This is a genomic window from Streptomyces sp. NBC_00704 (assembly GCF_036226605.1).
In the GTDB taxonomy this organism is placed as follows: Bacteria; Actinomycetota; Actinomycetes; order Streptomycetales; family Streptomycetaceae; genus Streptomyces.
In genome coordinates this window covers 4,829,055-4,848,762 of the sequence record NZ_CP109000.1, presented here as the reverse complement: position 1 = coordinate 4,848,762, position 19,708 = coordinate 4,829,055, and the positions used below count along the sequence as shown (strand labels likewise).

General features: G+C 66.4%; 30 protein-coding genes and 1 pseudogene. 2 read left to right on the top strand and 29 right to left on the bottom strand.

Features of this window, described 5'->3' with window-relative positions; all coding sequences use genetic code 11:
* Positions 1-35: 35 nt before the first annotated feature.
* The 23 genes from OG802_RS21305 to rpsJ all read right to left on the bottom strand — a co-directional run bounded on the left by OG802_RS21305 (position 36) and on the right by rpsJ (position 12,075).
* Positions 36-698, bottom strand: a complete 663-nt coding sequence (locus tag OG802_RS21305; protein WP_329412718.1) for an adenylate kinase — start codon at positions 696-698, stop codon at positions 36-38.
* On the bottom strand, positions 698-2,011 hold the full coding sequence (gene secY, locus OG802_RS21300) for a preprotein translocase subunit SecY (protein WP_329412717.1): 1,314 nt from the start codon (positions 2,009-2,011) through the stop codon (positions 698-700). Before secY ends, OG802_RS21305 begins: the two co-directional genes overlap by 1 nt.
* A gap of 259 nt (positions 2,012-2,270) precedes the next feature.
* Positions 2,271-2,726 carry a 50S ribosomal protein L15 gene (gene rplO / locus OG802_RS21295; protein ID WP_069770396.1) on the bottom strand — a complete coding sequence of 152 codons (456 nt, stop codon included), beginning with the start codon at positions 2,724-2,726 and terminating at the stop codon, positions 2,271-2,273.
* 2 nt (positions 2,727-2,728) lie between these two features.
* Positions 2,729-2,911 (bottom strand): 50S ribosomal protein L30, encoded by a 183-nt coding sequence (rpmD, locus tag OG802_RS21290; protein WP_060901490.1) that lies wholly within the window; start codon positions 2,909-2,911, stop codon positions 2,729-2,731.
* Positions 2,911-3,519, bottom strand: coding sequence for a 30S ribosomal protein S5 (gene rpsE / locus OG802_RS21285; protein WP_013001409.1), 609 nt, complete (start codon positions 3,517-3,519; stop codon positions 2,911-2,913). The genes rpmD and rpsE overlap by 1 nt, the downstream gene beginning before the upstream one ends.
* A 64-nt stretch (positions 3,520-3,583) precedes the next feature.
* Positions 3,584-3,967, bottom strand: a complete 384-nt coding sequence (gene rplR, locus OG802_RS21280; RefSeq protein ID WP_020132625.1) for a 50S ribosomal protein L18 — start codon at positions 3,965-3,967, stop codon at positions 3,584-3,586.
* 3 nt (positions 3,968-3,970) lie between these two features.
* Complete coding sequence (rplF, locus tag OG802_RS21275; protein WP_329412715.1) at positions 3,971-4,510, bottom strand: 50S ribosomal protein L6; 540 nt, start codon at positions 4,508-4,510, stop codon at positions 3,971-3,973.
* Between the two features lie 24 nt (positions 4,511-4,534).
* Positions 4,535-4,933 carry a 30S ribosomal protein S8 gene (gene rpsH, locus OG802_RS21270; protein ID WP_013001411.1) on the bottom strand — a complete coding sequence of 133 codons (399 nt, stop codon included), beginning with the start codon at positions 4,931-4,933 and terminating at the stop codon, positions 4,535-4,537.
* Positions 4,934-5,142: 209 nt separating this feature from the next.
* Positions 5,143-5,328: a type Z 30S ribosomal protein S14 gene (locus OG802_RS21265; RefSeq protein ID WP_030890724.1), complete on the bottom strand. Its 186-nt coding sequence runs from the start codon at positions 5,326-5,328 to the stop codon at positions 5,143-5,145.
* A gap of 5 nt (positions 5,329-5,333) precedes the next feature.
* Complete coding sequence (gene rplE / locus OG802_RS21260; protein WP_030788262.1) at positions 5,334-5,891, bottom strand: 50S ribosomal protein L5; 558 nt, start codon at positions 5,889-5,891, stop codon at positions 5,334-5,336.
* Positions 5,891-6,214 carry a 50S ribosomal protein L24 gene (gene rplX, locus OG802_RS21255; protein ID WP_030039760.1) on the bottom strand — a complete coding sequence of 108 codons (324 nt, stop codon included), beginning with the start codon at positions 6,212-6,214 and terminating at the stop codon, positions 5,891-5,893. The genes rplE and rplX overlap by 1 nt, the downstream gene beginning before the upstream one ends.
* 2 nt (positions 6,215-6,216) lie before the next feature.
* On the bottom strand, positions 6,217-6,585 hold the full coding sequence (gene rplN / locus OG802_RS21250; RefSeq protein WP_003998823.1) for a 50S ribosomal protein L14: 369 nt from the start codon (positions 6,583-6,585) through the stop codon (positions 6,217-6,219).
* Between the two features lie 97 nt (positions 6,586-6,682).
* A complete protein-coding gene (rpsQ, locus tag OG802_RS21245) occupies positions 6,683-6,973 on the bottom strand; it encodes a 30S ribosomal protein S17 (RefSeq protein WP_069770397.1) in 291 nt (96 codons plus the stop codon).
* Positions 6,973-7,197, bottom strand: a complete 225-nt coding sequence (rpmC, locus tag OG802_RS21240; protein WP_003998824.1) for a 50S ribosomal protein L29 — start codon at positions 7,195-7,197, stop codon at positions 6,973-6,975. The genes rpsQ and rpmC overlap by 1 nt, the downstream gene beginning before the upstream one ends.
* A complete protein-coding gene (rplP, locus tag OG802_RS21235; protein WP_006140905.1) occupies positions 7,197-7,616 on the bottom strand; it encodes a 50S ribosomal protein L16 in 420 nt (139 codons plus the stop codon). Before rplP ends, rpmC begins: the two co-directional genes overlap by 1 nt.
* Before the next feature lie 5 nt (positions 7,617-7,621).
* Positions 7,622-8,458, bottom strand: coding sequence for a 30S ribosomal protein S3 (gene rpsC, locus OG802_RS21230; RefSeq protein WP_329412712.1), 837 nt, complete (start codon positions 8,456-8,458; stop codon positions 7,622-7,624).
* Complete coding sequence (gene rplV, locus OG802_RS21225) at positions 8,458-8,805, bottom strand: 50S ribosomal protein L22 (protein ID WP_023547379.1); 348 nt, start codon at positions 8,803-8,805, stop codon at positions 8,458-8,460. The genes rpsC and rplV overlap by 1 nt, the downstream gene beginning before the upstream one ends.
* A gap of 41 nt (positions 8,806-8,846) precedes the next feature.
* Positions 8,847-9,128: a 30S ribosomal protein S19 gene (rpsS, locus tag OG802_RS21220; RefSeq protein ID WP_018528354.1), complete on the bottom strand. Its 282-nt coding sequence runs from the start codon at positions 9,126-9,128 to the stop codon at positions 8,847-8,849.
* A gap of 12 nt (positions 9,129-9,140) precedes the next feature.
* On the bottom strand, positions 9,141-9,977 hold the full coding sequence (rplB, locus tag OG802_RS21215) for a 50S ribosomal protein L2 (RefSeq protein WP_007494772.1): 837 nt from the start codon (positions 9,975-9,977) through the stop codon (positions 9,141-9,143).
* A 40-nt stretch (positions 9,978-10,017) separates the two neighbouring features.
* The gene (rplW, locus tag OG802_RS21210) at positions 10,018-10,437 is read right to left on the bottom strand and encodes a 50S ribosomal protein L23 (protein ID WP_329412710.1); all 420 of its coding nucleotides are present in this window, start codon (positions 10,435-10,437) and stop codon (positions 10,018-10,020) included.
* The gene (gene rplD, locus OG802_RS21205) at positions 10,437-11,096 is read right to left on the bottom strand and encodes a 50S ribosomal protein L4 (protein ID WP_329412708.1); all 660 of its coding nucleotides are present in this window, start codon (positions 11,094-11,096) and stop codon (positions 10,437-10,439) included. Before rplD ends, rplW begins: the two co-directional genes overlap by 1 nt.
* 8 nt (positions 11,097-11,104) lie before the next feature.
* Positions 11,105-11,749: a 50S ribosomal protein L3 gene (gene rplC, locus OG802_RS21200; RefSeq protein ID WP_069770402.1), complete on the bottom strand. Its 645-nt coding sequence runs from the start codon at positions 11,747-11,749 to the stop codon at positions 11,105-11,107.
* A 17-nt stretch (positions 11,750-11,766) separates the two neighbouring features.
* Positions 11,767-12,075, bottom strand: coding sequence for a 30S ribosomal protein S10 (rpsJ, locus tag OG802_RS21195; RefSeq protein ID WP_003948644.1), 309 nt, complete (start codon positions 12,073-12,075; stop codon positions 11,767-11,769).
* Between the two features lie 531 nt (positions 12,076-12,606).
* Between rpsJ and OG802_RS21190 the strand changes: the two are divergent.
* Together OG802_RS21190 and OG802_RS21185 are read left to right on the top strand one after the other, a co-directional pair.
* Positions 12,607-12,978 (top strand): annotated as a pseudogene (locus OG802_RS21190) (RNA polymerase sigma factor); the annotation flags it as partial.
* A gap of 70 nt (positions 12,979-13,048) precedes the next feature.
* Positions 13,049-13,576: a hypothetical protein gene (locus OG802_RS21185; protein ID WP_329412705.1), complete on the top strand. Its 528-nt coding sequence runs from the start codon at positions 13,049-13,051 to the stop codon at positions 13,574-13,576.
* A gap of 98 nt (positions 13,577-13,674) precedes the next feature.
* On the opposite strand, the gene OG802_RS21180 is transcribed toward OG802_RS21185, so the two are convergent.
* The 6 genes from OG802_RS21180 to rpsL form a co-directional block, all read right to left on the bottom strand.
* The gene (locus OG802_RS21180; protein WP_329412704.1) at positions 13,675-13,878 is read right to left on the bottom strand and encodes a DUF397 domain-containing protein; all 204 of its coding nucleotides are present in this window, start codon (positions 13,876-13,878) and stop codon (positions 13,675-13,677) included.
* Positions 13,875-14,795, bottom strand: a complete 921-nt coding sequence (locus OG802_RS21175; RefSeq protein WP_329412702.1) for a helix-turn-helix domain-containing protein — start codon at positions 14,793-14,795, stop codon at positions 13,875-13,877. The genes OG802_RS21180 and OG802_RS21175 overlap by 4 nt, the downstream gene beginning before the upstream one ends.
* A 355-nt stretch (positions 14,796-15,150) precedes the next feature.
* Positions 15,151-16,344 (bottom strand): elongation factor Tu, encoded by a 1,194-nt coding sequence (gene tuf, locus OG802_RS21170; protein ID WP_329412700.1) that lies wholly within the window; start codon positions 16,342-16,344, stop codon positions 15,151-15,153.
* A 164-nt stretch (positions 16,345-16,508) separates the two neighbouring features.
* Positions 16,509-18,635, bottom strand: a complete 2,127-nt coding sequence (fusA, locus tag OG802_RS21165; protein WP_329412699.1) for an elongation factor G — start codon at positions 18,633-18,635, stop codon at positions 16,509-16,511.
* A 39-nt stretch (positions 18,636-18,674) separates the two neighbouring features.
* Positions 18,675-19,145 carry a 30S ribosomal protein S7 gene (gene rpsG, locus OG802_RS21160; protein WP_189712345.1) on the bottom strand — a complete coding sequence of 157 codons (471 nt, stop codon included), beginning with the start codon at positions 19,143-19,145 and terminating at the stop codon, positions 18,675-18,677.
* A gap of 3 nt (positions 19,146-19,148) precedes the next feature.
* A complete protein-coding gene (rpsL, locus tag OG802_RS21155; protein WP_003948652.1) occupies positions 19,149-19,520 on the bottom strand; it encodes a 30S ribosomal protein S12 in 372 nt (123 codons plus the stop codon).
* Between the last annotated feature and the right edge of the window lie 188 nt (positions 19,521-19,708).

Below are 19,708 nucleotides of genomic sequence, written 5' to 3'. Positions count from 1 at the left end.
CCCGGAGGACTCCACGGCCGTATCCCGGGCGACGGCTACTGGTCGTCGCCCTCGCGCTTCAGCGCCGCCAGCGCACGGCCGGTGACCTCGTCCACGGGGCCCATGGCCTCGATGGTCACGACCAGGCCCTGCGCCTTGTAGTAGTCGATGATCGGCTCGGTCTGCGTGTGGTAGACCTCCAGCCGGGTCCGGACGGTCTCCTCGGAGTCGTCGTCCCGCTGGTACAGCTCGCCGCCGCAGACGTCGCACACGCCTTCCACGGCGGCCTTCTTGTACGTCACGTGGAAGACGTGCGAGGAGTCGTTGCGGCAGATGCGCCGGCCGGCGATCCGCTTGACGACCTCCTCCTCCGGCGCCTCCAGGTCCAGTACCGCGTCCAGCTTGATGCCCTCGGTGGTGAGGAGCTCGTCGAGCGCCTCGGCCTGCGAGACGTTGCGCGGGAAGCCGTCCAGCAGGAAGCCGCGCTCGGCGTCCGGCTGCTCCATGCGGTCCTTGGCCATGGCGATGGTGACCTCGTCGGGGACGAGATTGCCGGCGTCCATGTAGGACTTCGCGAGCTTCCCGAGTTCCGTCTGCTGGCTGATGTTGGCGCGGAACAGGTCGCCCGTGGAGATGTGCGGAACGCGGAGCGTCTCGGCCAGACGTGTGGCCTGCGTTCCCTTTCCGGCGCCCGGCGGCCCGACGAGGACGATACGCATCAGCGGAGGAACCCTTCGTAATTGCGCTGCTGGAGCTGGCTCTCGATCTGCTTCACCGTTTCGAGACCGACACCCACGATGATCAGGATGCTGGTACCACCGAACGGGAAGTTCTGGCTTGCCCCGAAGCCAACCAACGCCATCGTCGGTACAAGAGCGATAAGACCCAGATACAGCGAACCCGGCCAGGTGATCCGGTTGAGCACGTACGAGAGGTACTCAGCGGTCGGTCGGCCAGCCCGGATGCCCGGGATGAAGCCACCATACTTCTTCATGTTGTCGGCGACTTCGTCGGGGTTGAAGGAGATCGCCACGTAGAAGAACGCGAAGAAAACGATCAGCAGGAAGTACATGCTGATGTAGATCGGGTGGTCGCCCTTGGTCAGATTGGTCTCGATCCAGGTCTTCCAGCTGGACTGTCCGCTGGAGAACTGGGCGACCAGGGCGGGGATGTACAGCAGCGACGAGGCGAAGATGACCGGGATCACACCGGCCTGGTTCACCTTCAGCGGGATGTACGTCGAAGTGCCGCCGTAGGACCGGCGGCCGATCATGCGCTTCGCGTACTGCACGGGGATCCGGCGCTGGGCCTGCTCGACGAAGACCACCAGGCCGACCATGACCAGGCCGACCAGGATGACCGTGCTGAACTCGATCCAGCCGCCGGCCAGCGTGCCCTGCTTCTTGATGGCCCACAGCGCGGAGGGGAACGTCGCGGCGATCGAGATGAACATCAGGATCGACATGCCGTTGCCGATGCCGCGGTCGGTGATCAGCTCACCGAGCCACATGACCATGGCCGTGCCGGCGGTCATGCAGATGACCATGGTGATGGTCGTGAAGATCGCCTGGTCCGGGACGATGCTGGACGCGACCGAGCAACCGGAGAACAGGGCGCCGCTGCGGGCCGTGGCCACCAGGCCGGTGCCCTGGAGGATGGCGAGCGCCACGGTCAGGTAACGGGTGTACTGCGTGATCTTCGCGGTACCGGCCTGACCCTCCTTCTTCAGGGCTTCCAGGCGCGGGATGACCACCGTGAGCAGCTGAAGGATGATGCTCGCCGTGATGTACGGCATGATCCCCAGCGCGAAGATGGTGATCTGCAGCAGCGCACCGCCGCTGAACATGTTCACCAGACCGAAGAGGCCCTGGTTGCCGGACGCCTCGTCCACACACCGCTGAACGGACGTGTAGTCGACGCCGGGGATCGGGATGTGTGTCCCGACCCGGTAGACGACGATGATCCCGAGCGTGAAGAGGAGCTTCTTGCGCAGGTCGGGCGTCCTGAACGCCCGGGCGAACGCGGTGAGCACGGTGCCTCCTGCGACCCCCGCGCATCTGCGTCAAGGGTGACGGTCTTGAGGGGCCAATAAGAACAACGACTTACGACAACGACATGAGTAACGGTCGACTGCCGCTCAAGGTGCCCCCTTGGGAGAACCTTGTGAAAAGTGGGCAGTGCTGGTCACCATACCCGCGACACACCTGCCCTAGGAACGACCAACCGGGGATACCCCATTTGTGGGGTATCCCCGGTCGGGATCGCTCACGTCATCGAGACACCTGAGACGGTCAGATGAGCTCGGTGACGGTACCGCCGGCGGCGGTGATCTTCTCCTTGGCGGAGCCGGAGACGGCGTCGACCGTCACCTGCAGCGCCACGGAGATCTCGCCCTGGCCGAGGACCTTGACGAGGCTGTTCTTGCGAACGGCGCCCTTGGCGACGAGACCCTCGACGGTGACCTCGCCACCCTCCGGGTACAGCGCGCCCAGCTTGTCGAGGTTCACGACCTGGAACTCGGTCTTGAACGGGTTCCTGAAGCCCTTCAGCTTCGGAAGACGCATGTGGAGGGGCATCTGCCCGCCCTCGAAGCGCTCCGGAACCTGGTAACGGGCCTTCGTGCCCTTGGTACCACGACCGGCCGTCTTACCCTTCGACGCCTCACCACGACCCACACGGGTCTTCGCGGTCTTGGCGCCCGGGGCGGGACGGAGGTTGTGGATCTTGAGCGGGTTGTTCTCCGCCATGATCAGTCGACCTCCTCGACCGTCACGAGGTGGCGGACGGTGTGCACCATTCCGCGGAACTCGGGGCGGTCCTCCTTGACGACCACGTCGTTCAGGCGCTTGAGCCCGAGCGAACGCAGGGTGTCACGGTGGTTCTGCTTGCTGCCGATGTACGACTTCGTCTGCGTGATCCTGAGCTGTGCCATTACGCAGCACCAGCCCCGGCACGCGCACGAAGCAGAGCCGCGGGAGCGACGTCCTCGAGGGGCAGACCGCGGCGGGCCGCGATCTCCTCGGGACGCTGCAGGCCCTTCAGGGCCTCCACGGTCGCGTGCACGATGTTGATCGCGTTCGACGAGCCGAGCGACTTCGACAGGATGTCGTGAACGCCGGCGCACTCGAGCACCGCACGCACCGGGCCACCGGCGATGACGCCGGTACCGGGGGAAGCAGGCTTGAGCAGGACGACGCCCGCGGCCTTCTCGCCCGTGATCGGGTGCGGGATGGTGCCCTGGATACGGGGGACCTTGAAGAAGTGCTTCTTGGCCTCCTCAACACCCTTGGCGATGGCGGCCGGCACCTCCTTGGCCTTGCCGTAACCGACACCCACGGTGCCGTCACCGTCGCCCACCACGACCAGCGCGGTGAAGCTGAAGCGACGACCACCCTTCACAACCTTGGCGACACGGTTGATCGCGACGACGCGCTCAACGTACGCGGTCTTCTCGGCGGCAGCAGCGCCGCCGTCACGGCCCTTCCGGTCCCGCCGCTCGCCGCCACCGGCACCGCCACCGCGGCGCTGGGGTCCAGCCATTGGATTACCTCTCTCTTTTTCCGCTAGCTACGCAGCGACCGAAGTCGCTAGCGCGACGGGCGACTCAGAACTTGAGTCCGGCTTCGCGGGCGGCGTCCGCAAGGGCGGCGATGCGCCCCGCGTACTGGTTGCCGCCACGGTCGAATACGACAGCCTCGACACCGGCGGCCTTGGCGCGTTCGGCGACCAGGGCGCCGACCGACTTGGCCTGCGCGGACTTGTCGCCCTCGCCGCCGCGGATGGTCGTGTCCAGGGTCGACGCCGACGCCAGGGTGTGACCCTTGATGTCGTCGATGACCTGGGCCACGATGTGGCGGTTCGAGCGCGTCACGACAAGACGCGGACGCTCAGCCGTACCCGAGATGTGCTTACGGATCCGGATGTGGCGGCGCTTGATCGCGGCACGCTTGTAAGCGTCGCCCTTGAGGATCTTCTGTCCGTATGCCATGGCTTACTTACCCGCCTTTCCGACCTTGCGGCGGATGACTTCGCCCTCGTACTTGACACCCTTGGCCTTGTACGGGTCGGGCTTGCGCAGCTTGCGGATGTTGGCCGCAACCTCGCCGACCTTCTGCTTGTCGATGCCCTCGACCTGGAAGCGGGTCGGGGTCTCCACCTTGAAGGTGATTCCCTCGGGCGCCTCGACGGTGATCGGGTGGCTGTAACCGAGCGCGAACTCGAGGTTCGAGCCCTTCGCGGTCACGCGGTAACCGACACCACTGATCTCGAGCTTCTTCACGTAACCCTCGGTCACGCCGGTGATCATGTTCGCCACCAGCGTGCGGGACAGGCCGTGCAGGGCCTTGCTCTGACGCTCGTCGTTGGGGCGGGTGACGTTCAGAACGCCGTCCTCACCCTTGGCGATCTCGATCGGCGCTACGACGGTGTGGGTCAGCGAGCCCTTGGGGCCCTTGACCGCAACCGTCTGGCCGTCGATGGTGACGTCCACGCCGGCGGGAACCGTGATAGGGAGCTTGCCAATGCGCGACATAGCTGTTTCCTCCGTTCCCTTCCGCTACCAGACGTAGGCGAGAACTTCTCCGCCTACGCCCTTCTTGCCGGCCTGCTTGTCGGTGAGGAGACCGTGCGACGTGGAGATGATCGCCACGCCGAGGCCACCGAGCACCTTGGGCAGGGAGGTGGACTTCGCGTAAACCCGGAGACCGGGCTTGGAGATCCGCTTGATGCCCGCGATGGAGCGCTCACGGTTCGGGCCGAACTTCAGCTCGAGAACGAGGTTCTTGCCGACCTCGGCGTCCTCGACCTTCCAGCCCGTGATGAAGCCCTCCTGCTGGAGGATCTCCGCGATGTGAGACTTGATCTTCGATGCCGGCATCGTCACGGAGTCGTGGTACGCCGAGTTCGCGTTCCGCAGACGCGTAAGCATGTCTGCGATCGGATCAGTCATGGTCATGAATTGGCCTGTGGCCTCTCTCGCCGGGGTTTCCTGGTGCGCCATCCCTCTCCCCGATCCGAGACGGGACGGGTGCGGCGCGGTGGACCTACGGCGTAGTAAGTCGTACGGGCGTCAGGCGCCCAACCCTCCCAGCCTACGGCATGGGAGGACGGGCACCTGACACGCCCATTGCTTACCGAGAGCCTCTGGAACCCTGTTTAGGGGGTTTACCAGGAGCTCTTGGTCACGCCCGGCAGCTCGCCGCGGTGAGCCATCTCACGAAGGCACACACGGCACAGGCCGAACTTGCGGTACACGGAGTGCGGACGACCGCAGCGCTGGCAGCGGTTGTAAGCGCGCACAGCGAACTTGGGCTTGCGAGCAGCCTTTGCGATCAGAGCCTTCTTCGCCATCTCGCTCACGCCTCCTTGAAGGGGAAGCCGAGGTGACGAAGGAGCGCGCGGCCCTCAGCGTCGTTGGTCGCCGTGGTGACCACGGTGATGTCCATACCCCGGACACGGTCGATCTTGTCCTGGTCGATCTCGTGGAACATGACCTGCTCCGTGAGACCGAAGGTGTAGTTGCCACGGCCGTCGAACTGCTTGGGGGACAGACCGCGGAAGTCGCGGATGCGCGGGAGCGCGAGCGACAGGGTGCGGTCCAGGAACTCCCACATGCGGTCGCCACGAAGCGTGACGTGGGCGCCGATCGGCTGACCCTCGCGCAGCTTGAACTGCGCGATGGACTTGCGGGCCTTGGTGACGGCCGGCTTCTGACCGGTGATCGTGGTGAGGTCGCGGATGGCGCCCTCGATCAGCTTGGAGTCGCGGGCGGCGTCGCCCACACCCATGTTGACCACGATCTTGACGAGACCGGGGATCTGCATGACGTTCTCGTAGGAGAACTCCTCACGCAGCTTGCCCGCGATCTCCTCGCGGTACTTCGTCTTCAGACGCGGAGTGGTGGTGGTAGCCATCAGATGTCCTCACCCGTCCGCTTGGCAACGCGGATCTTGTTGCCCTCGTCGTCGAAGCGGTAACCGACGCGCGTGACGACCTTGTTGCCGTCCTTCTCCACGACCAGCTGAACGTTGGACACGTGGATCGGGGCCTCGGTGGTCACGATGCCGCCGGCCTGCGAGCCCTTGGCGGTCGGACCGGCCTTCGTGTGCTTCTTGACCCGGTTGACACCCTCGACCAGGACGCGGTCCTCACGGGGGAAGGCCGCGATGACCTTGCCCTGCTTGCCCTTGTCCTTACCGGTGATGACCTGGACCAGGTCGCCCTTCTTGATCTTCATGCTTACAGCACCTCCGGAGCCAGCGAGATGATCTTCATGAACTTCTTCTCGCGCAGCTCGCGCCCGACCGGGCCGAAGATGCGGGTGCCGCGAGGGTCACCGTCGTTCTTCAGAATGACGGCGGCGTTCTCGTCGAAGCGGATGTACGAGCCGTCCGGACGGCGGCGCTCCTTGACGGTGCGAACGATGACCGCCTTGACGACGTCACCCTTCTTCACGTTGCCACCGGGGATCGCGTCCTTGACGGTGGCGACGATGACGTCACCGATGCCCGCGTAGCGGCGACCGGAGCCACCGAGCACACGGATGCAAAGGATTTCCTTCGCACCAGTGTTGTCGGCGACACGCAGTCGCGACTCCTGCTGGATCACGTCTATCTCCTGTTTGTCTGCCGGTTCCCCGGGAGCCGCTCAGCGAGCGGCTCCCGGAGCCTGGCGGAACTGTCCTGCGAGTTTGCCCGCAGGAGGATTACTTGGCCTTCTCGAGGATCTCGACGACGCGCCAGCGCTTCGTCGCGGACAGCGGCCGGGTCTCCGCGAGGAGGACACGGTCGCCGACACCCGCGGCGTTCTGCTCGTCGTGAGCCTTGAGCTTGTTCGTACGGCGGATGACCTTGCCGTACAGCGCGTGCTTCACACGGTCCTCGACGGCGACGACGACGGTCTTGTCCATCTTGTCGCTGACGACCAGACCCTCACGGGTCTTCCGGAAGCCGCGGGCCTCGGTCGTGGTGTTCTCGGTCACGTTGCTCTCGCTCATCAGGCGCTCTCCACCGTCTCGATGCCCAGCTCGCGCTCACGCATCAGGGTGTAGATCCGCGCGATGTCCTTACGGACGGCCTTCAGCCGACCGTGGTTCTCGAGCTGACCCGTCGCCGCCTGGAAGCGGAGGTTGAACAGCTCTTCCTTGGCTTCGCGGAGCTTCGCCAGAAGCTCCTCGTCACCCAGTTCGCGCAGCTCGGACGCCTTGGTACCGGCCGACATCACGCTTCACCTGCCTCGCGCTTGACGATCCGGCACTTCATCGGCAGCTTGTGGGCTGCGCGAGTCAGGGCCTCACGGGCGATCTTCTCGTTGGGGTAGGACAGCTCGAACATGACCCGTCCCGGGTGCACGTTCGCGATCCACCACTCGGGAGAACCCTTACCGGAACCCATGCGGGTCTCGGCAGGCTTCTTCGTGAGCGGGCGGTCCGGGTAGATGTTGATCCAGACCTTGCCGCCACGCTTGATGTGGCGGGTCATGGCGATACGGGCCGCCTCGATCTGGCGGTTGGTCACGTACGCCGGCGTGAGGGCCTGAATGCCGTACTCGCCGAACGAGACCGTCGTACCGCCCTTGGCCTGACCACGGCGCTTCGGGTGGTGCTGCTTGCGGTGCTTGACCCTACGGGGGATCAGCATGTCGGTCAGGCCTCCGTTCCGGTGCTCTCAGCCGGAGCGGCAGCCGCCGGAGCCTCGGCCTTGGGGGCCTCGGCAGCGGGAGCCTGCTGCGGCTTACGACCGCGACCGCCGCGCTCGCCACCACGGCCACCACGGGCCGGGCGGTCGGCGCCGCCGCCACCACGGGCCGGGCGGTTGCCGGCGCGGGCTGCGGCGTTCTCGGCGCGGACCTCGGCGATGTTCTTGACATCGCCCTTGTAGATCCAGACCTTCACGCCGATGCGGCCGAAGGTCGTCTTGGCCTCGAAGAAGCCGTAGTCCACGTTCGCGCGGAGCGTGTGCAGGGGCACACGGCCCTCGCGGTAGAACTCCGAGCGGGACATCTCGGCGCCGCCGAGGCGACCACCGCACTGGATCTTGATGCCCTTGGCGCCCGCCTTCATCGCCGACTGCATGCTCTTACGCATGGCGCGACGGAAGGAGACGCGGGAGGAGAGCTGCTCGGCGACGGCCTGGGCCACCAGCTGAGCGTCGACCTCGGGGTTCTTGACCTCGAGGATGTTCAGCTGGACCTGCTTCTTGGTCAGCTTCTCCAGGTCGCCGCGGATACGGTCGGCCTCGGCGCCGCGGCGGCCGATGACGATGCCCGGACGCGCGGTGTGGATGTCGACGCGGACACGGTCACGGGTGCGCTCGATCTCCACCTTCGAGATGCCGGCGCGCTCCATGCCGGACGTCATCATCCGACGGATGGCGACGTCTTCCTTGACGTATTCCTTGTACGACTTGTCGGCGTACCAGCGGGACTTGAAGTCCGTGGTGATGCCGAGCCGGAACCCATGCGGGTTAACCTTCTGGCCCATTACCGGGTCCCTTCCTTGCTGCTGACGACCACGGTGATGTGGCTGGTCCGCTTGCGGATCCGGTAGGCGCGGCCCTGGGCGCGCGGACGGAACCGCTTCAGGGTCGGGCCCTCGTCGACGTAGGCCTCGGAGACGAAGAGGCTGTCGGCGTCAGTGTGGTCGTAGTTGTGCGCGGCGTTGGCGATGGCGCTGTCAAGCACCTTGCCGACCGGCACGCTCGCGGCCTGCGGGGCGAAACGCAGGACCGCCTGAGCCTCCGTGGCGTCCATGCCACGGATAAGGTCCACCACCCGGCGGGCCTTCATGGGCGTGACGCGGATGTACCGCGCCTGGGCCCTGGCTTCCATGGTTGTCCTTCCAGTGTCTGTCATGGTCATTCCACCCCGCGTTAGCGGCGCTTCGACTTCCGGTCGTCCTTGACGTGACCCCGGAAGGTGCGCGTCGGCGAGAACTCGCCGAGCTTGTGGCCGACCATCGACTCGGTGACAAACACCGGAATGTGGGTCTTGCCGTTGTGCACCGCGATCGTGTGGCCCAGCATGCTGGGAATGATCATCGAGCGACGGGACCAGGTCTTGATGACGTTCTTGGAACCGGCTTCGTTCTGGGCGTCCACCTTCTTTACGAGGTGTCCGTCGACGAAGGGCCCCTTCTTGAGACTGCGCGGCATCTAAACCCGCTCCTAGCGCTTCTTGTTCGTCTTGCGGCGGCGGACGATGTACTTGTTCGAAGCCTTCTTCGGCGAACGAGTACGACCCTCCTTCTGACCCCAGGGGCTGACCGGGTGGCGACCACCGGAGGTCTTGCCCTCACCACCACCGTGGGGGTGGTCAACCGGGTTCATCGCCACACCGCGAACGGTCGGGCGGACGCCCAGCCAGCGCTTGCGGCCGGCCTTGCCCCAGTTGATGTTGCTCTGCTCGGCGTTGCCGACCTCGCCGACCGTGGCGCGGCAGCGCTGGTCGACCAGGCGGATCTCACCGGACGGCATGCGGAGGTGGGCCATCGAGCCCTCCTTCGCGAGCAGCTGCACGGAGGCGCCGGCGGAGCGGGCGAACTTGGCGCCGCCACCGGGACGGAGCTCGATCGCGTGGATCGTGGTACCGACCGGGATGTTGCGGAGCGCCAGGTTGTTGCCCGGCTTGATGTCGGCCCCGGGACCGTTCTCGACGCGGTCGCCCTGCTGGAGGTTGCGCGGGGCGAGGATGTAGCGCTTCTCGCCGTCGGCGTAGTGCAGCAGCGCGATGCGCGCGGTGCGGTTGGGGTCGTACTCGATGTGCGCGACCTTCGCCGGCACGCCGTCCTTGTCGTGACGACGGAAGTCGATCACTCGGTAGGCGCGCTTGTGTCCGCCACCCTGGTGGCGAACGGTCACACGACCGGCGTTGTTACGGCCGCCCTTGCTGTGCAGCGGGCGGACCAGCGACTTCTCCGGCGTGGACCGCGTGACCTCGACGAAGTCGGCGACGCTGGAGCCACGACGGCCCGGCGTAGTCGGCTTGTACTTGCGGATTCCCATTATTCAGTCCTCGTCCGATATCGGACGATCCGGACCGCCCTCAGGCGGTCGGACCGCCGAAGATGTCGATACGGTCGCCCTCAGCAAGGGTCACGATCGCTCGCTTCGTGCCGGCGCGCTGACCGAAACCGGTCTTGGTGCGCTTGCGCTTGCCGATGCGGTTGATCGTGTTGACCCCGGTGACCTTGACCGAGAAGACCGCCTGGACGGCCTGCTTGATCTGGGTCTTGTTGGCGTTCGGGTCGACGATGAACGTGTACTTGTTCTCGTCGAGGAGCGCGTAGCTCTTCTCCGACACGACCGGCTTCAGCAGGACGTCACGGGGGTCCGTGTACGCCTTGCTGGGCACGGTGACGACGGTGTTCTTGCCCTCGGCCTCGTGGCGCTTCGCCTTGGCGACGCGCGCGGCCTTGGCGGCCTTGGCCGCCTTGGAGGCGATGCTCGGGTGACGCGTAGCCATCAGGCGTCACTCCCTTCGGTGTCGTTGGCCTTGTTCGGGCCGGACACGAAGGACTCAAGAGCGGCCTGGGTGAAGACCACGTCGTCCGAGACGATCACGTCGTACGTGTTCAGCTGGCCCGGCTCCAGGATGTGCACCTGGGGCAGGTTGCGGGCGGACAGCCACGCGGCCTCGTCGGCGCGGTCGACGACCAGGAGCAGGTTCTTGCGCTCCGAGATCTTGCCGAACAGCGAGCGAGCGGCCTTCGTGGAGGGGGTCTCGCCCTCGATCACGCCGGAGATGACGTGAATGCGGTTGTGGCGGGCCCGGTCGGTGAGGGCGTGACGCAGAGCGGCAGCCTTCATCTTCTTGGGGGTCCGCTGCGAGTAGTCACGCGGCTGCGGGCCGTGGACGACGCCACCGCCGGCGAACTGCGGCGCGCGGGTCGAGCCCTGGCGCGCACGGCCGGTGCCCTTCTGGCGGTAAGGCTTCTTACCGCCACCGCGAACCTCGCCGCGGGTCTTGGTCTTGTGCGTGCCCTGACGGGCAGCCGCGTTCTGCGCGACGACGACCTGGTGGATCAGCGGAATGCTGATCTTCTCCACGCCGAAGATCTCCGCGGGGAGCTCGACGCTACCGGTCTTCTCGCCTGCAGGCGAAAGGATGTCAACAGTGCTCATCGGTTACCTCAGGCCCCCTTGGCCGCGGTGCGGACCAGGACGAGGCCGCCGTTCGGACCGGGGACAGCGCCCTTGATGAGCAGCAGACCCTTCTCCGCGTCAACGGCGTGGACGGTCAGGTTCTGGGTGGTGACACGCTCGTTGCCCATGCGACCCGCCATGCGGAGGCCCTTGAACACGCGGCCCGGGGTGGCGCAGCCACCGATGGAACCGGGCGAGCGGTGCTTGCGCTGGGTGCCGTGACCGGCGCCGAGGCCCTTGAAGTTGTGACGCTTCATGACACCGGCGAAGCCCTTGCCCTTGCTCTTGCCGGTCACGTCGACCTTCACGCCGGCCTCGAAGACCTCGGCGGTGATTTCCTGACCGAGCGTGTACTCGGCGGCATCGGCCGTCCGGATCTCGACGAGGTGGCGACGGGGCGTGACGTCGGCCTTGGCGAAGTGGCCCTTGAGGGGCTTGTTCACCTTGCGCGGGTCGATCTCGCCGAAGGCGATCTGGACCGACTCGTAGCCGTCACTGTCGTTCGTACGGACCTGGGTCACGACGTTGGGGCCGGCCTTGACGACGGTGACCGGAACAACACGGTTGTTCTCGTCCCACACCTGCGTCATGCCGAGCTTCTCGCCCAGGATGCCCTTGATCTGCTTAGCCATTCTCAGATCACCAGCCCTCAGAGCTTGATCTCGATGTCGACACCGGCCGGAAGGTCGAGTCGCATCAGAGAGTCAACGGTCTTGGGGGTCGGGTCGAGGATGTCGATCAGGCGCTTGTGCGTGCGCATCTCGAAGTGCTCGCGCGAGTCCTTGTACTTGTGCGGCGACTTGATGACGCAGTACACGTTCTTCTCAGTGGGCAGCGGCACCGGGCCCGCGACCGACGCACCAGTACGCGTCACCGTCTCGACGATCTTCTTCGCCGAGCTGTCGATGACCTCGTGGTCGTAGGCCTTGAGCCGGATGCGGATCTTCTGTCCCGCCATGGCTACTCAGTAGTCCTGTCTCTTCTAACGCTCTGGAACCAGATGGTCCGTTCACTTCGATCCTCCGACCCACGCGGTCGGGTGTGTCGCGCTGTCACCGACACAGATGCCCCTTGTTCGAACATCCCTGCTGGGAAAGCACGGCCCTTCCGGAACCGCAAGCCGAGGACGAAAGGTCCACCGGGTGCCTGGTCGGCGCCGCACTGACACTTCCCGAAAGATTCCCGTACGTCCGCCTCAGCGCTGCCAAGAAGGCAGTTGGGGCGACGAGTACTGTGGGACTCGCTTCCGGTCCTCCCGGCGGGAGGCGCGCAGCATCAACACTCGACCGAGCAACCCCAACAGTCTGCCATATGGGGCAGGCCCCTGGCCAATCGAGCCGGAGACAATACCCCGGACGTGACGCAGGTCAAACGCGAGGCCGATCGTGGCGCGCCTGCCCGAAGCCGGTCATGAGGTCGATCGCCGTGAACCCGTTCGAAGGCTGCGGGTAACAGCGGGTGTAACCGACCGACTGCAAACGGGCACCGCGTGAACAGCCCACCCGGCAGACATGCCGAGGACGCCTCCGTCATCTCCGATTCCCTCACCCGGCCCGAGGTGTTCGGGGAGCTCTACCACCGGCACGCGGCAGCGATCCGCCGGTTCGCGGCCCGCCGGCTCGGCGCGGACGCGGCCGAGGACATCACCGCCGAGACCCTCCTGGCCGCGTTCCGCGCGCGGGGGCGTTACGACGTCTCACGCGCCGACGCCCGGTCCTGGCTGTACGGCATCGCCGCCAACCTCATCGGCAAGCAGCGCCGCACCGAGGTGCGGGCGCTCAGGGCCCTGGCCCGCACCGGCCACGACCCCGTCGCCGACTCCTGGACCGACCGCAGCGACAGCCGGGTCGTCGCCCAGGCCGCCCAGGGCCGCCTGGCACTCGGTGACGTGGATCCCACGTTCGTACGCGACGCCCCGGAGGTGATCAGCCATGGCTGAACCGGCGATGGACGAGATGACGGCGCCCTGCTCGCCCCGGCCCGCCGGCGGCTGCTGGACGAGATCGCCGCGCCGTCCCGGCGCCGGTACGGCGGCTGGCAGCTCAGGGCGCTCGGCGCGGTCGCCGCCGTGGTGCGCGGCCCTGCTCTCCACGCTGACGCTGTGGGGGGACCACGCGTCGCCGACGAAGCCGGCGCCACCGGCCGGGGCGCACCAGTGGGTCTACCTGGAGAGCCGTCTCGCCACATGGCGGTGCCAGGTGCACATGCTGCTGCGTGCGTTCGGCGAACCCGGCGGCTTCTACTTGAGTTCCGGACCGCGCCCGTGCGCCGGGGAGCCCGCCACCTCCGTGACCGACGAGGTGTGGAACCGGTACGACGGCAAGAGGCAGGGGGTCGGGAACTCCGACGACGACGGCGTACACGAGTGGTCCGGCCCCGGCGCGAACTACCTCGCACCCCGGGCCGCCGACACCGTGGTCGCCGACCTTCCCATGACCCCGGCGACGCGCTGCGGCTGATCCTCGACCGGTCGGTCCCCGACCTCTCCGTCCGCAGGGACAGGCTCACCCAGGCCCAGCGCGACTTCGACGAAGTGGTCGCGGCGATGCTCCTGCCGCTACTGGCCGCGGCCTTCTCCGCCTGACGCGTACGTCACGAACCGCGTCCAGGCGGCGGAGGCAACGTGGAAGGCGGGGCCGTCCTCCGGGTTCTTGCTGTCACGGACGTGGACGGCGGCGGGGGCGACGGCCACTTCGACGCAGGAGTCGGCTTCGGCACCGCTGCTGTAGCTGCTCTTGAACCAGACCAGGTTCCGGATCACATATCCCCCAGCAGTCGCTTGACGAAGGCCAGCGACTCACGTGGCGTGAGCGCCTGGGCCCGGATGATGCCGTACCTCAGTTCCAGGATACGTAGACGGCTGGCATCGGTGAGCGCCCGGCCGTTCGCCAGCGCAGGGGAACGTCCGACCGCCGAACCGTCGGAAAACTTCAGCACCTCGATCCCGCCGTCCACGCCGGCGTGCTCCTCGCGGTCCATGGGCATCACCTGGAACTCGACGTTCCTCAACTCGGCGACCTCCAGCAGGTGTTCGAGCTGTGCGCGCAGGACCGTCACCCCACCGAGCCGACGCCGCAGCGTCCACTCGTCCTGTACGAAGCTGATCTCCGGCGCGGGATCCCGCTCGAAGACCGACTTGCGCGCCACACGAGCGGCCACGCCGCGAACGACCACGTCCTCCGCATACGCGGGCCGCCGCATCCGCAGCAAGGCCCGCGCGTACTCCGGCGTCTGCAACAGCCCGTGGATGCTCAGCGGATCGTAGAGCTGGATCTCGACCGCCCGGGCCTCCAGCCCCGCGATCTCCCGTACCTTCTTCGGGTACTGGACCTTCCTGACGTCCTCGTTCATGGCCGAGAGCAGGCCGCCCGCCTGGAGGATGCCGTCCGCCCGGTCCAGGTACTCGGGACGCGGGATCCGCTTCCCGCCCTCGATCTTGTACACCATGTCCTCGCCGTAACCCACGGCTGTCGCGAAGTCGGCGACCCGCATCCCGGCCGCCTCCCGGCGCAGCCTCAGCTGACGGCCGACGGTGGCCACGACCGCGATGCCCCACTCGTCGTCCGGGTCCACCTCCCCGCCCGGCTCGTCCGTGCTGTTCGTGCCGTCCGTGCCGTTCGTGCAGTTCGTGTCGCCCGTCTCGTCCCCGAGCCGTACCGCCTGGCCGTCGACCGACATCCCCGTACCCCTTCGTCGTCCTCGCGCCCTCGCGTCGTCACGTGGTCCGCCTGCGAGAAACCGTGACGGGACCGGACGAGTGGTCGGAGGTGACCCTGCGCGATCGTGCTGTCACTGCTCACGGTACGCAGAAGCCGCCACGGTGAGTGACGGATTCCGGAAATGCGTCGGCTCCGCGGGCGTCCCCGGCACCGGAACCCGCGTTCCCGCGCTTCGCCCGAGGGCCTCCCCCGCTCCCCCTCCTGAGCAGGCCCGCCCTGGCGCAGCCCATACGAAAGGGCCCGTACGACCGGAGTCGTACGGGCCCTCTCAGGTGCTCAGCTCAGGCTGGAGCTACCAGGTCGATCAACAGGACTTACTTGTTGATCTTGGTGACCTGGCCGGCGCCGACCGTCCGGCCACCCTCACGGATGGCGAACTTCAGGCCCTCTTCCATGGCGACGGGCTGGATGAGCTCCACCTTCATCTCGGTGTTGTCACCCGGCATGACCATCTCGGTGCCCTCGGGGAGGGTCACGACGCCGGTCACGTCCGTCGTACGGAAGTAGAACTGCGGACGGTAGTTGTTGAAGAAGGGGGTGTGACGACCACCCTCGTCCTTCGACAGGATGTAGGCCTGGGCCTCGAACTCGGTGTGCGGGGTGACCGAGCCCGGCTTGATGATGACCTGGCCGCGCTCGACGTCCTCGCGCTTGATGCCACGAAGCAGCAGACCGACGTTCTCACCGGCCTGGCCCTCGTCGAGCAGCTTGCGGAACATCTCGATGCCGGTGACCGTGGTGGTGGTCTTGTCCTGCTTGATGCCGATGATGTCAACGGTCTCGTTGACCTTCAGGACACCACGCTCGATACGGCCGGTGACGACCGTACCGCGACCGGTGATCGTGAAGACGTCCTCGACGGGCATGAGGAACGGCTTGTCGACGTCACGCTCGGGGGTCGGGATCGACTCGTCGACCGCGGCCATGAGCTCCAGGACGGTCTTCGACCACTCCGGGTCGCCCTCGAGGGCCTTGAGCGCCGAGACCTTGACGACCGGCAGGTCGTCGCCCGGGAACTCGTACTCGGAGAGGAGCTCACGGACCTCGAGCTCGACGAGCTCCAGGATCTCCTCGTCGTCCACCATGTCGGCCTTGTTCAGGGCGACGACGATGTAGGGGACGCCGACCTGGCGGGCCAGGAGCACGTGCTCCTTGGTCTGCGGCATCGGGCCGTCGGTGGCGGCGACCACGAGGATGGCGCCGTCCATCTGCGCCGCACCCGTGATCATGTTCTTGATGTAGTCCGCGTGACCGGGGCAGTCGACGTGGGCGTAGTGACGCGTCTCGGTCTGGTACTCGACATGCGCGATGGAGATGGTGATACCGCGCTGGCGCTCCTCAGGAGCCTTGTCGATCTGGTCGAAGGCCGAGGCCTCGTTCAGGTCCGGGTACGCGTCGTGCAGCACCTTGGTAATGGCGGCCGTGAGGGTCGTCTTACCGTGGTCGATGTGACCGATGGTGCCGATGTTGACGTGCGGCTTAGTCCGCTCGAACTTCGCCTTCGCCACGGGGGTCCTCCTGGAAGTGGTTCTGGAACGCCTTGCTTCATCGGCGCCAGGTGATCTTTGCTGTCAAATCCCGGGCCCGGGGCAAACGCTCACGATCCTTGACGGATGCGGGTGATTGCCCCAGAGGCTCCGGAGTCAAGCCTAAAGCGTGGGAACGCGGTGCGTTACTCGCCCTTGGCCTTCGCGATGATCTCCTCGGCGACGTTCCTGGGAACCTCGGCGTAGGAGTCGAACTGCATCGAGTAGCTCGCGCGACCCGACGTCTTGCTGCGGAGGTCGCCGACGTAGCCGAACATCTCCGACAGGGGCACCAGGCCCTTGACGACGCGGGCACCGGCCCGCTCCTCCATGGCCTGGATCTGACCACGGCGGGAGTTGATGTCGCCGATGACCTCGCCCATGTAGTCCTCGGGCGTGGTGACCTCGACGGCCATCATCGGCTCGAGCAGCACGGGGCTGGCCTTGCGTGCGGCCTCCTTGAAGGCCTGCGAACCGGCGATCTTGAACGCGAGCTCGGAGGAGTCCACCTCGTGGTAGCCACCGTCGAGCAGGATGACGCGCACGCCGGTCATCTCGTAACCGGCGAGGATGCCGAACTGCATAGCCTCCTGCGCACCGGCGTCGACCGAAGGGATGTACTCCTTCGGGATGCGACCACCGGTCACCTTGTTCACGAACTCGTACGAGGCGTCGCCGCCCTCGATCGGCTCGATCGCGATCTGCACCTTGGCGAACTGGCCGGTACCGCCGGTCTGCTTCTTGTGCGTGTAGTCGACCCGGTCGACCGCCTTGCGGATGGTCTCACGGTAGGCGACCTGCGGCTTGCCGACGTTGGCCTCGACCTTGAACTCACGGCGCATGCGGTCGACCAGCACCTCGAGGTGCAGTTCGCCCATGCCGCCGATGATGGTCTGGCCGGTCTCCTCGTCCGAGTGGACCTGGAACGACGGGTCCTCCTCGGCCAGGCGCTGGATCGCGATGCCCAGCTTCTCCTGGTCGCCCTTCGACTTGGGCTCGATGGCGACCTGGATGACCGGAGCCGGGAAGTCCATGGACTCCAGGATCACGGGCGCCTTGTCGTCGCACAGCGTCTCACCGGTCGTGGTCTGCTTCAGACCCATGACGGCGACGATGTCGCCGGCGCCGACCGACGCGATCTCCTCACGCTTGTTCGCGTGCATGCGGTAGATCTTGCCGATGCGCTCCTTCTTGCCCTTGACGGAATTCAGCACCGCGGTGCCGGACTCCAGGCGGCCCGAGTAGACCCGGACGAAGGTGAGCTTGCCGAGGTGCGGGTCGCTCATGATCTTGAACGCCAGCGCCGACAGCGGCTCGTCGTCGGACGGCTTGCGCTTGACGACCTCCTCCGGGTCGTTCACGGCGTGGCCCTCGATGGCCTCGACGTCGAGCGGGGAGGGGAGGTAGCGCACGACCGCGTCGAGCAGGGGCTGGACGCCCTTGTTCTTGAACGCGGTACCGCAGAACACCGGGGTGACCGTCACGCCGTCGGACTTGCCGGACGCGATGGTGATACGACGGATCGCGGCGTACAGCTGCTCCTCGGAAGGCTCCTGGCCCTCCAAATACAGCTCCATGATCGCGTCGTCGTTCTCGGCGACGGCCTCGACGAGCTTGCCGCGGTACTCCTCGGCAGCCTCGGTGTGGGTGGCCGGGATGTCGACGACGTCGTACATCTCGCCCTTCTCCGCCTCGGCGGACCACACGAAGGCCTTCATCGTGACCAGGTCGACGACGCCCTTGAAGTCGGCCTCGGCACCGATCGGCAGCTGCATCACGATCGGCTGCGCGCCGAGGCGGCTGCTGATCATGTCGACGCAGCGGTGGAACTCGGCACCGGTCCGGTCGAGCTTGTTGACGAAGCAGATGCGCGGGACGCCGTAGCGGTCCGCCTGACGCCACACGGTCTCGGACTGGGGCTCGACACCCGCGACGCCGTCGAACACCGTCACGGCACCGTCGAGCACACGCAGGGAACGCTCCACCTCGACGGTGAAGTCGACGTGGCCCGGGGTGTCGATGATGTTGATGGTGTGGTCGACGTCGGCCAGCGGCCAGTGACAGGTGGTGGCAGCAGAGGTGATCGTGATGCCACGCTCCTGCTCCTGCTCCATCCAGTCCATGGTCGCGGCGCCGTCGTGGACCTCACCGATCTTGTAGGAGACGCCGGTGTAGAACAGGATCCGCTCGGTGGTGGTCGTCTTGCCCGCGTCGATGTGGGCCATGATCCCGATGTTGCGGACCTTGGCCAGGTCAAGTGAAGTGGTAGCCATAAGGCTTTCGTCTTCTCTCGGTCTCGATGTGGGTAGCGACTACCAGCGGTAGTGCGCGAAGGCCTTGTTGGACTCGGCCATCTTGTGGGTGTCCTCGCGCTTCTTCACAGCGGCGCCGAGGCCGTTGGACGCGTCGAGAAGCTCGTTGAGCAGGCGCTCGGTCATGGTCTTCTCGCGACGGGCGCGGGAGTAGCCGACGAGCCAGCGCAGCGCCAGGGTGCTCGCGCGGCCGGGCTTGACCTCGACCGGGACCTGGTAGGTCGCGCCACCGACACGGCGGGACTTGACCTCGATGGTCGGCTTGATGTTCTCGAGAGCGCGCTTCAGGGTGATGACCGGGTCGTTGCCGGTCTTCTCCTTGAGGCCCTCCATGGCGCCGTAGACGATGCGCTCGGCGGTGGAGCGCTTGCCGTTCAGCAGCACCTTGTTGATGAGCGACGTGACAAGAGGAGAACCGTAGACCGGGTCGATGATGACCGGGCGCTTCGGGGCAGGGCCCTTACGAGGCATTGTTTACTTCTCCTTCTTGGCGCCGTAGCGGCTGCGGGCCTGCTTGCGGTTCTTGACACCCTGGGTGTCGAGGGAACCGCGGATGATCTTGTAGCGAACACCCGGCAGGTCCTTCACACGGCCACCACGCACGAGCACGATGGAGTGCTCCTGCAGGTTGTGTCCCTCACCCGGAATGTAAGCGGTGACCTCGATCCCGCTGGTCAGACGCACACGCGCGACCTTACGCAGGGCCGAGTTCGGCTTCTTCGGGGTGGTCGTGAACACGCGCGTGCAGACGCCGCGACGCTGAGGGGAACCCTCGAGTGCGGGCGTCTTGTTCTTCTCGACCTTGTCCTGCCGGCCCTTCCGGACCAGCTGCTGGATCGTAGGCACTACTTCTCCGGTTTCTGTGTGCCGAATGGTGAAGCTAACCTGGAACTTCGCCGACCCACGCGGTCGGGTGTGTCGGACCCGCGGACTTCCGCCGCTAGGCAGAAGGAGGCGCGGATCGCGGTGGCCACTGCTTGAGACCCGCATGCGGCTGAAGACACGCACGAGGGCCAGGGCACACCCCAGGCACA

Bases quoted from the DNA above. Each gene is read 5' to 3' on its own strand.
- OG802_RS21305 (WP_329412718.1), bottom strand. From the start codon at position 698: ATGCGTATCGTCCTCGTCGGGCCGCCGGGCGCCGGAAAGGGAACGCAG.
- rplO (WP_069770396.1), bottom strand. From the start codon at position 2,726: ATGGCGGAGAACAACCCGCTCAAGATCCACAACCTCCGTCCCGCCCCG.
- rpmD (WP_060901490.1), bottom strand. From the start codon at position 2,911: ATGGCACAGCTCAGGATCACGCAGACGAAGTCGTACATCGGCAGCAAG.
- rpsE (WP_013001409.1), bottom strand. From the start codon at position 3,519: ATGGCTGGACCCCAGCGCCGCGGTGGCGGTGCCGGTGGCGGCGAGCGG.
- rplR (WP_020132625.1), bottom strand. From the start codon at position 3,967: ATGGCATACGGACAGAAGATCCTCAAGGGCGACGCTTACAAGCGTGCC.
- rplF (WP_329412715.1), bottom strand. From the start codon at position 4,510: ATGTCGCGCATTGGCAAGCTCCCTATCACGGTTCCCGCCGGCGTGGAC.
- rpsH (WP_013001411.1), bottom strand. From the start codon at position 4,933: ATGACCATGACTGATCCGATCGCAGACATGCTTACGCGTCTGCGGAAC.
- OG802_RS21265 (WP_030890724.1), bottom strand. From the start codon at position 5,328: ATGGCGAAGAAGGCTCTGATCGCAAAGGCTGCTCGCAAGCCCAAGTTC.
- rplE (WP_030788262.1), bottom strand. From the start codon at position 5,891: ATGGCTACCACCACCACTCCGCGTCTGAAGACGAAGTACCGCGAGGAG.
- rplX (WP_030039760.1), bottom strand. From the start codon at position 6,214: ATGAAGATCAAGAAGGGCGACCTGGTCCAGGTCATCACCGGTAAGGAC.
- rpsQ (WP_069770397.1), bottom strand. From the start codon at position 6,973: ATGAGCGAGAGCAACGTGACCGAGAACACCACGACCGAGGCCCGCGGC.
- rpmC (WP_003998824.1), bottom strand. From the start codon at position 7,197: ATGTCGGCCGGTACCAAGGCGTCCGAGCTGCGCGAACTGGGTGACGAG.
- rplP (WP_006140905.1), bottom strand. From the start codon at position 7,616: ATGCTGATCCCCCGTAGGGTCAAGCACCGCAAGCAGCACCACCCGAAG.
- rpsC (WP_329412712.1), bottom strand. From the start codon at position 8,458: ATGGGCCAGAAGGTTAACCCGCATGGGTTCCGGCTCGGCATCACCACG.
- rplV (WP_023547379.1), bottom strand. From the start codon at position 8,805: ATGGAAGCCAGGGCCCAGGCGCGGTACATCCGCGTCACGCCCATGAAG.
- rpsS (WP_018528354.1), bottom strand. From the start codon at position 9,128: ATGCCGCGCAGTCTCAAGAAGGGGCCCTTCGTCGACGGACACCTCGTA.
- rplB (WP_007494772.1), bottom strand. From the start codon at position 9,977: ATGGGAATCCGCAAGTACAAGCCGACTACGCCGGGCCGTCGTGGCTCC.
- rplW (WP_329412710.1), bottom strand. From the start codon at position 10,437: ATGGCTACGCGTCACCCGAGCATCGCCTCCAAGGCGGCCAAGGCCGCC.
- rplD (WP_329412708.1), bottom strand. From the start codon at position 11,096: ATGAGCACTGTTGACATCCTTTCGCCTGCAGGCGAGAAGACCGGTAGC.
- rplC (WP_069770402.1), bottom strand. From the start codon at position 11,749: ATGGCTAAGCAGATCAAGGGCATCCTGGGCGAGAAGCTCGGCATGACG.
- rpsJ (WP_003948644.1), bottom strand. From the start codon at position 12,075: ATGGCGGGACAGAAGATCCGCATCCGGCTCAAGGCCTACGACCACGAG.
- OG802_RS21185 (WP_329412705.1), top strand. From the start codon at position 13,049: ATGGCTGAACCGGCGATGGACGAGATGACGGCGCCCTGCTCGCCCCGG.
- OG802_RS21175 (WP_329412702.1), bottom strand. From the start codon at position 14,795: ATGTCGGTCGACGGCCAGGCGGTACGGCTCGGGGACGAGACGGGCGAC.
- fusA (WP_329412699.1), bottom strand. From the start codon at position 18,635: ATGGCTACCACTTCACTTGACCTGGCCAAGGTCCGCAACATCGGGATC.
- rpsG (WP_189712345.1), bottom strand. From the start codon at position 19,145: ATGCCTCGTAAGGGCCCTGCCCCGAAGCGCCCGGTCATCATCGACCCG.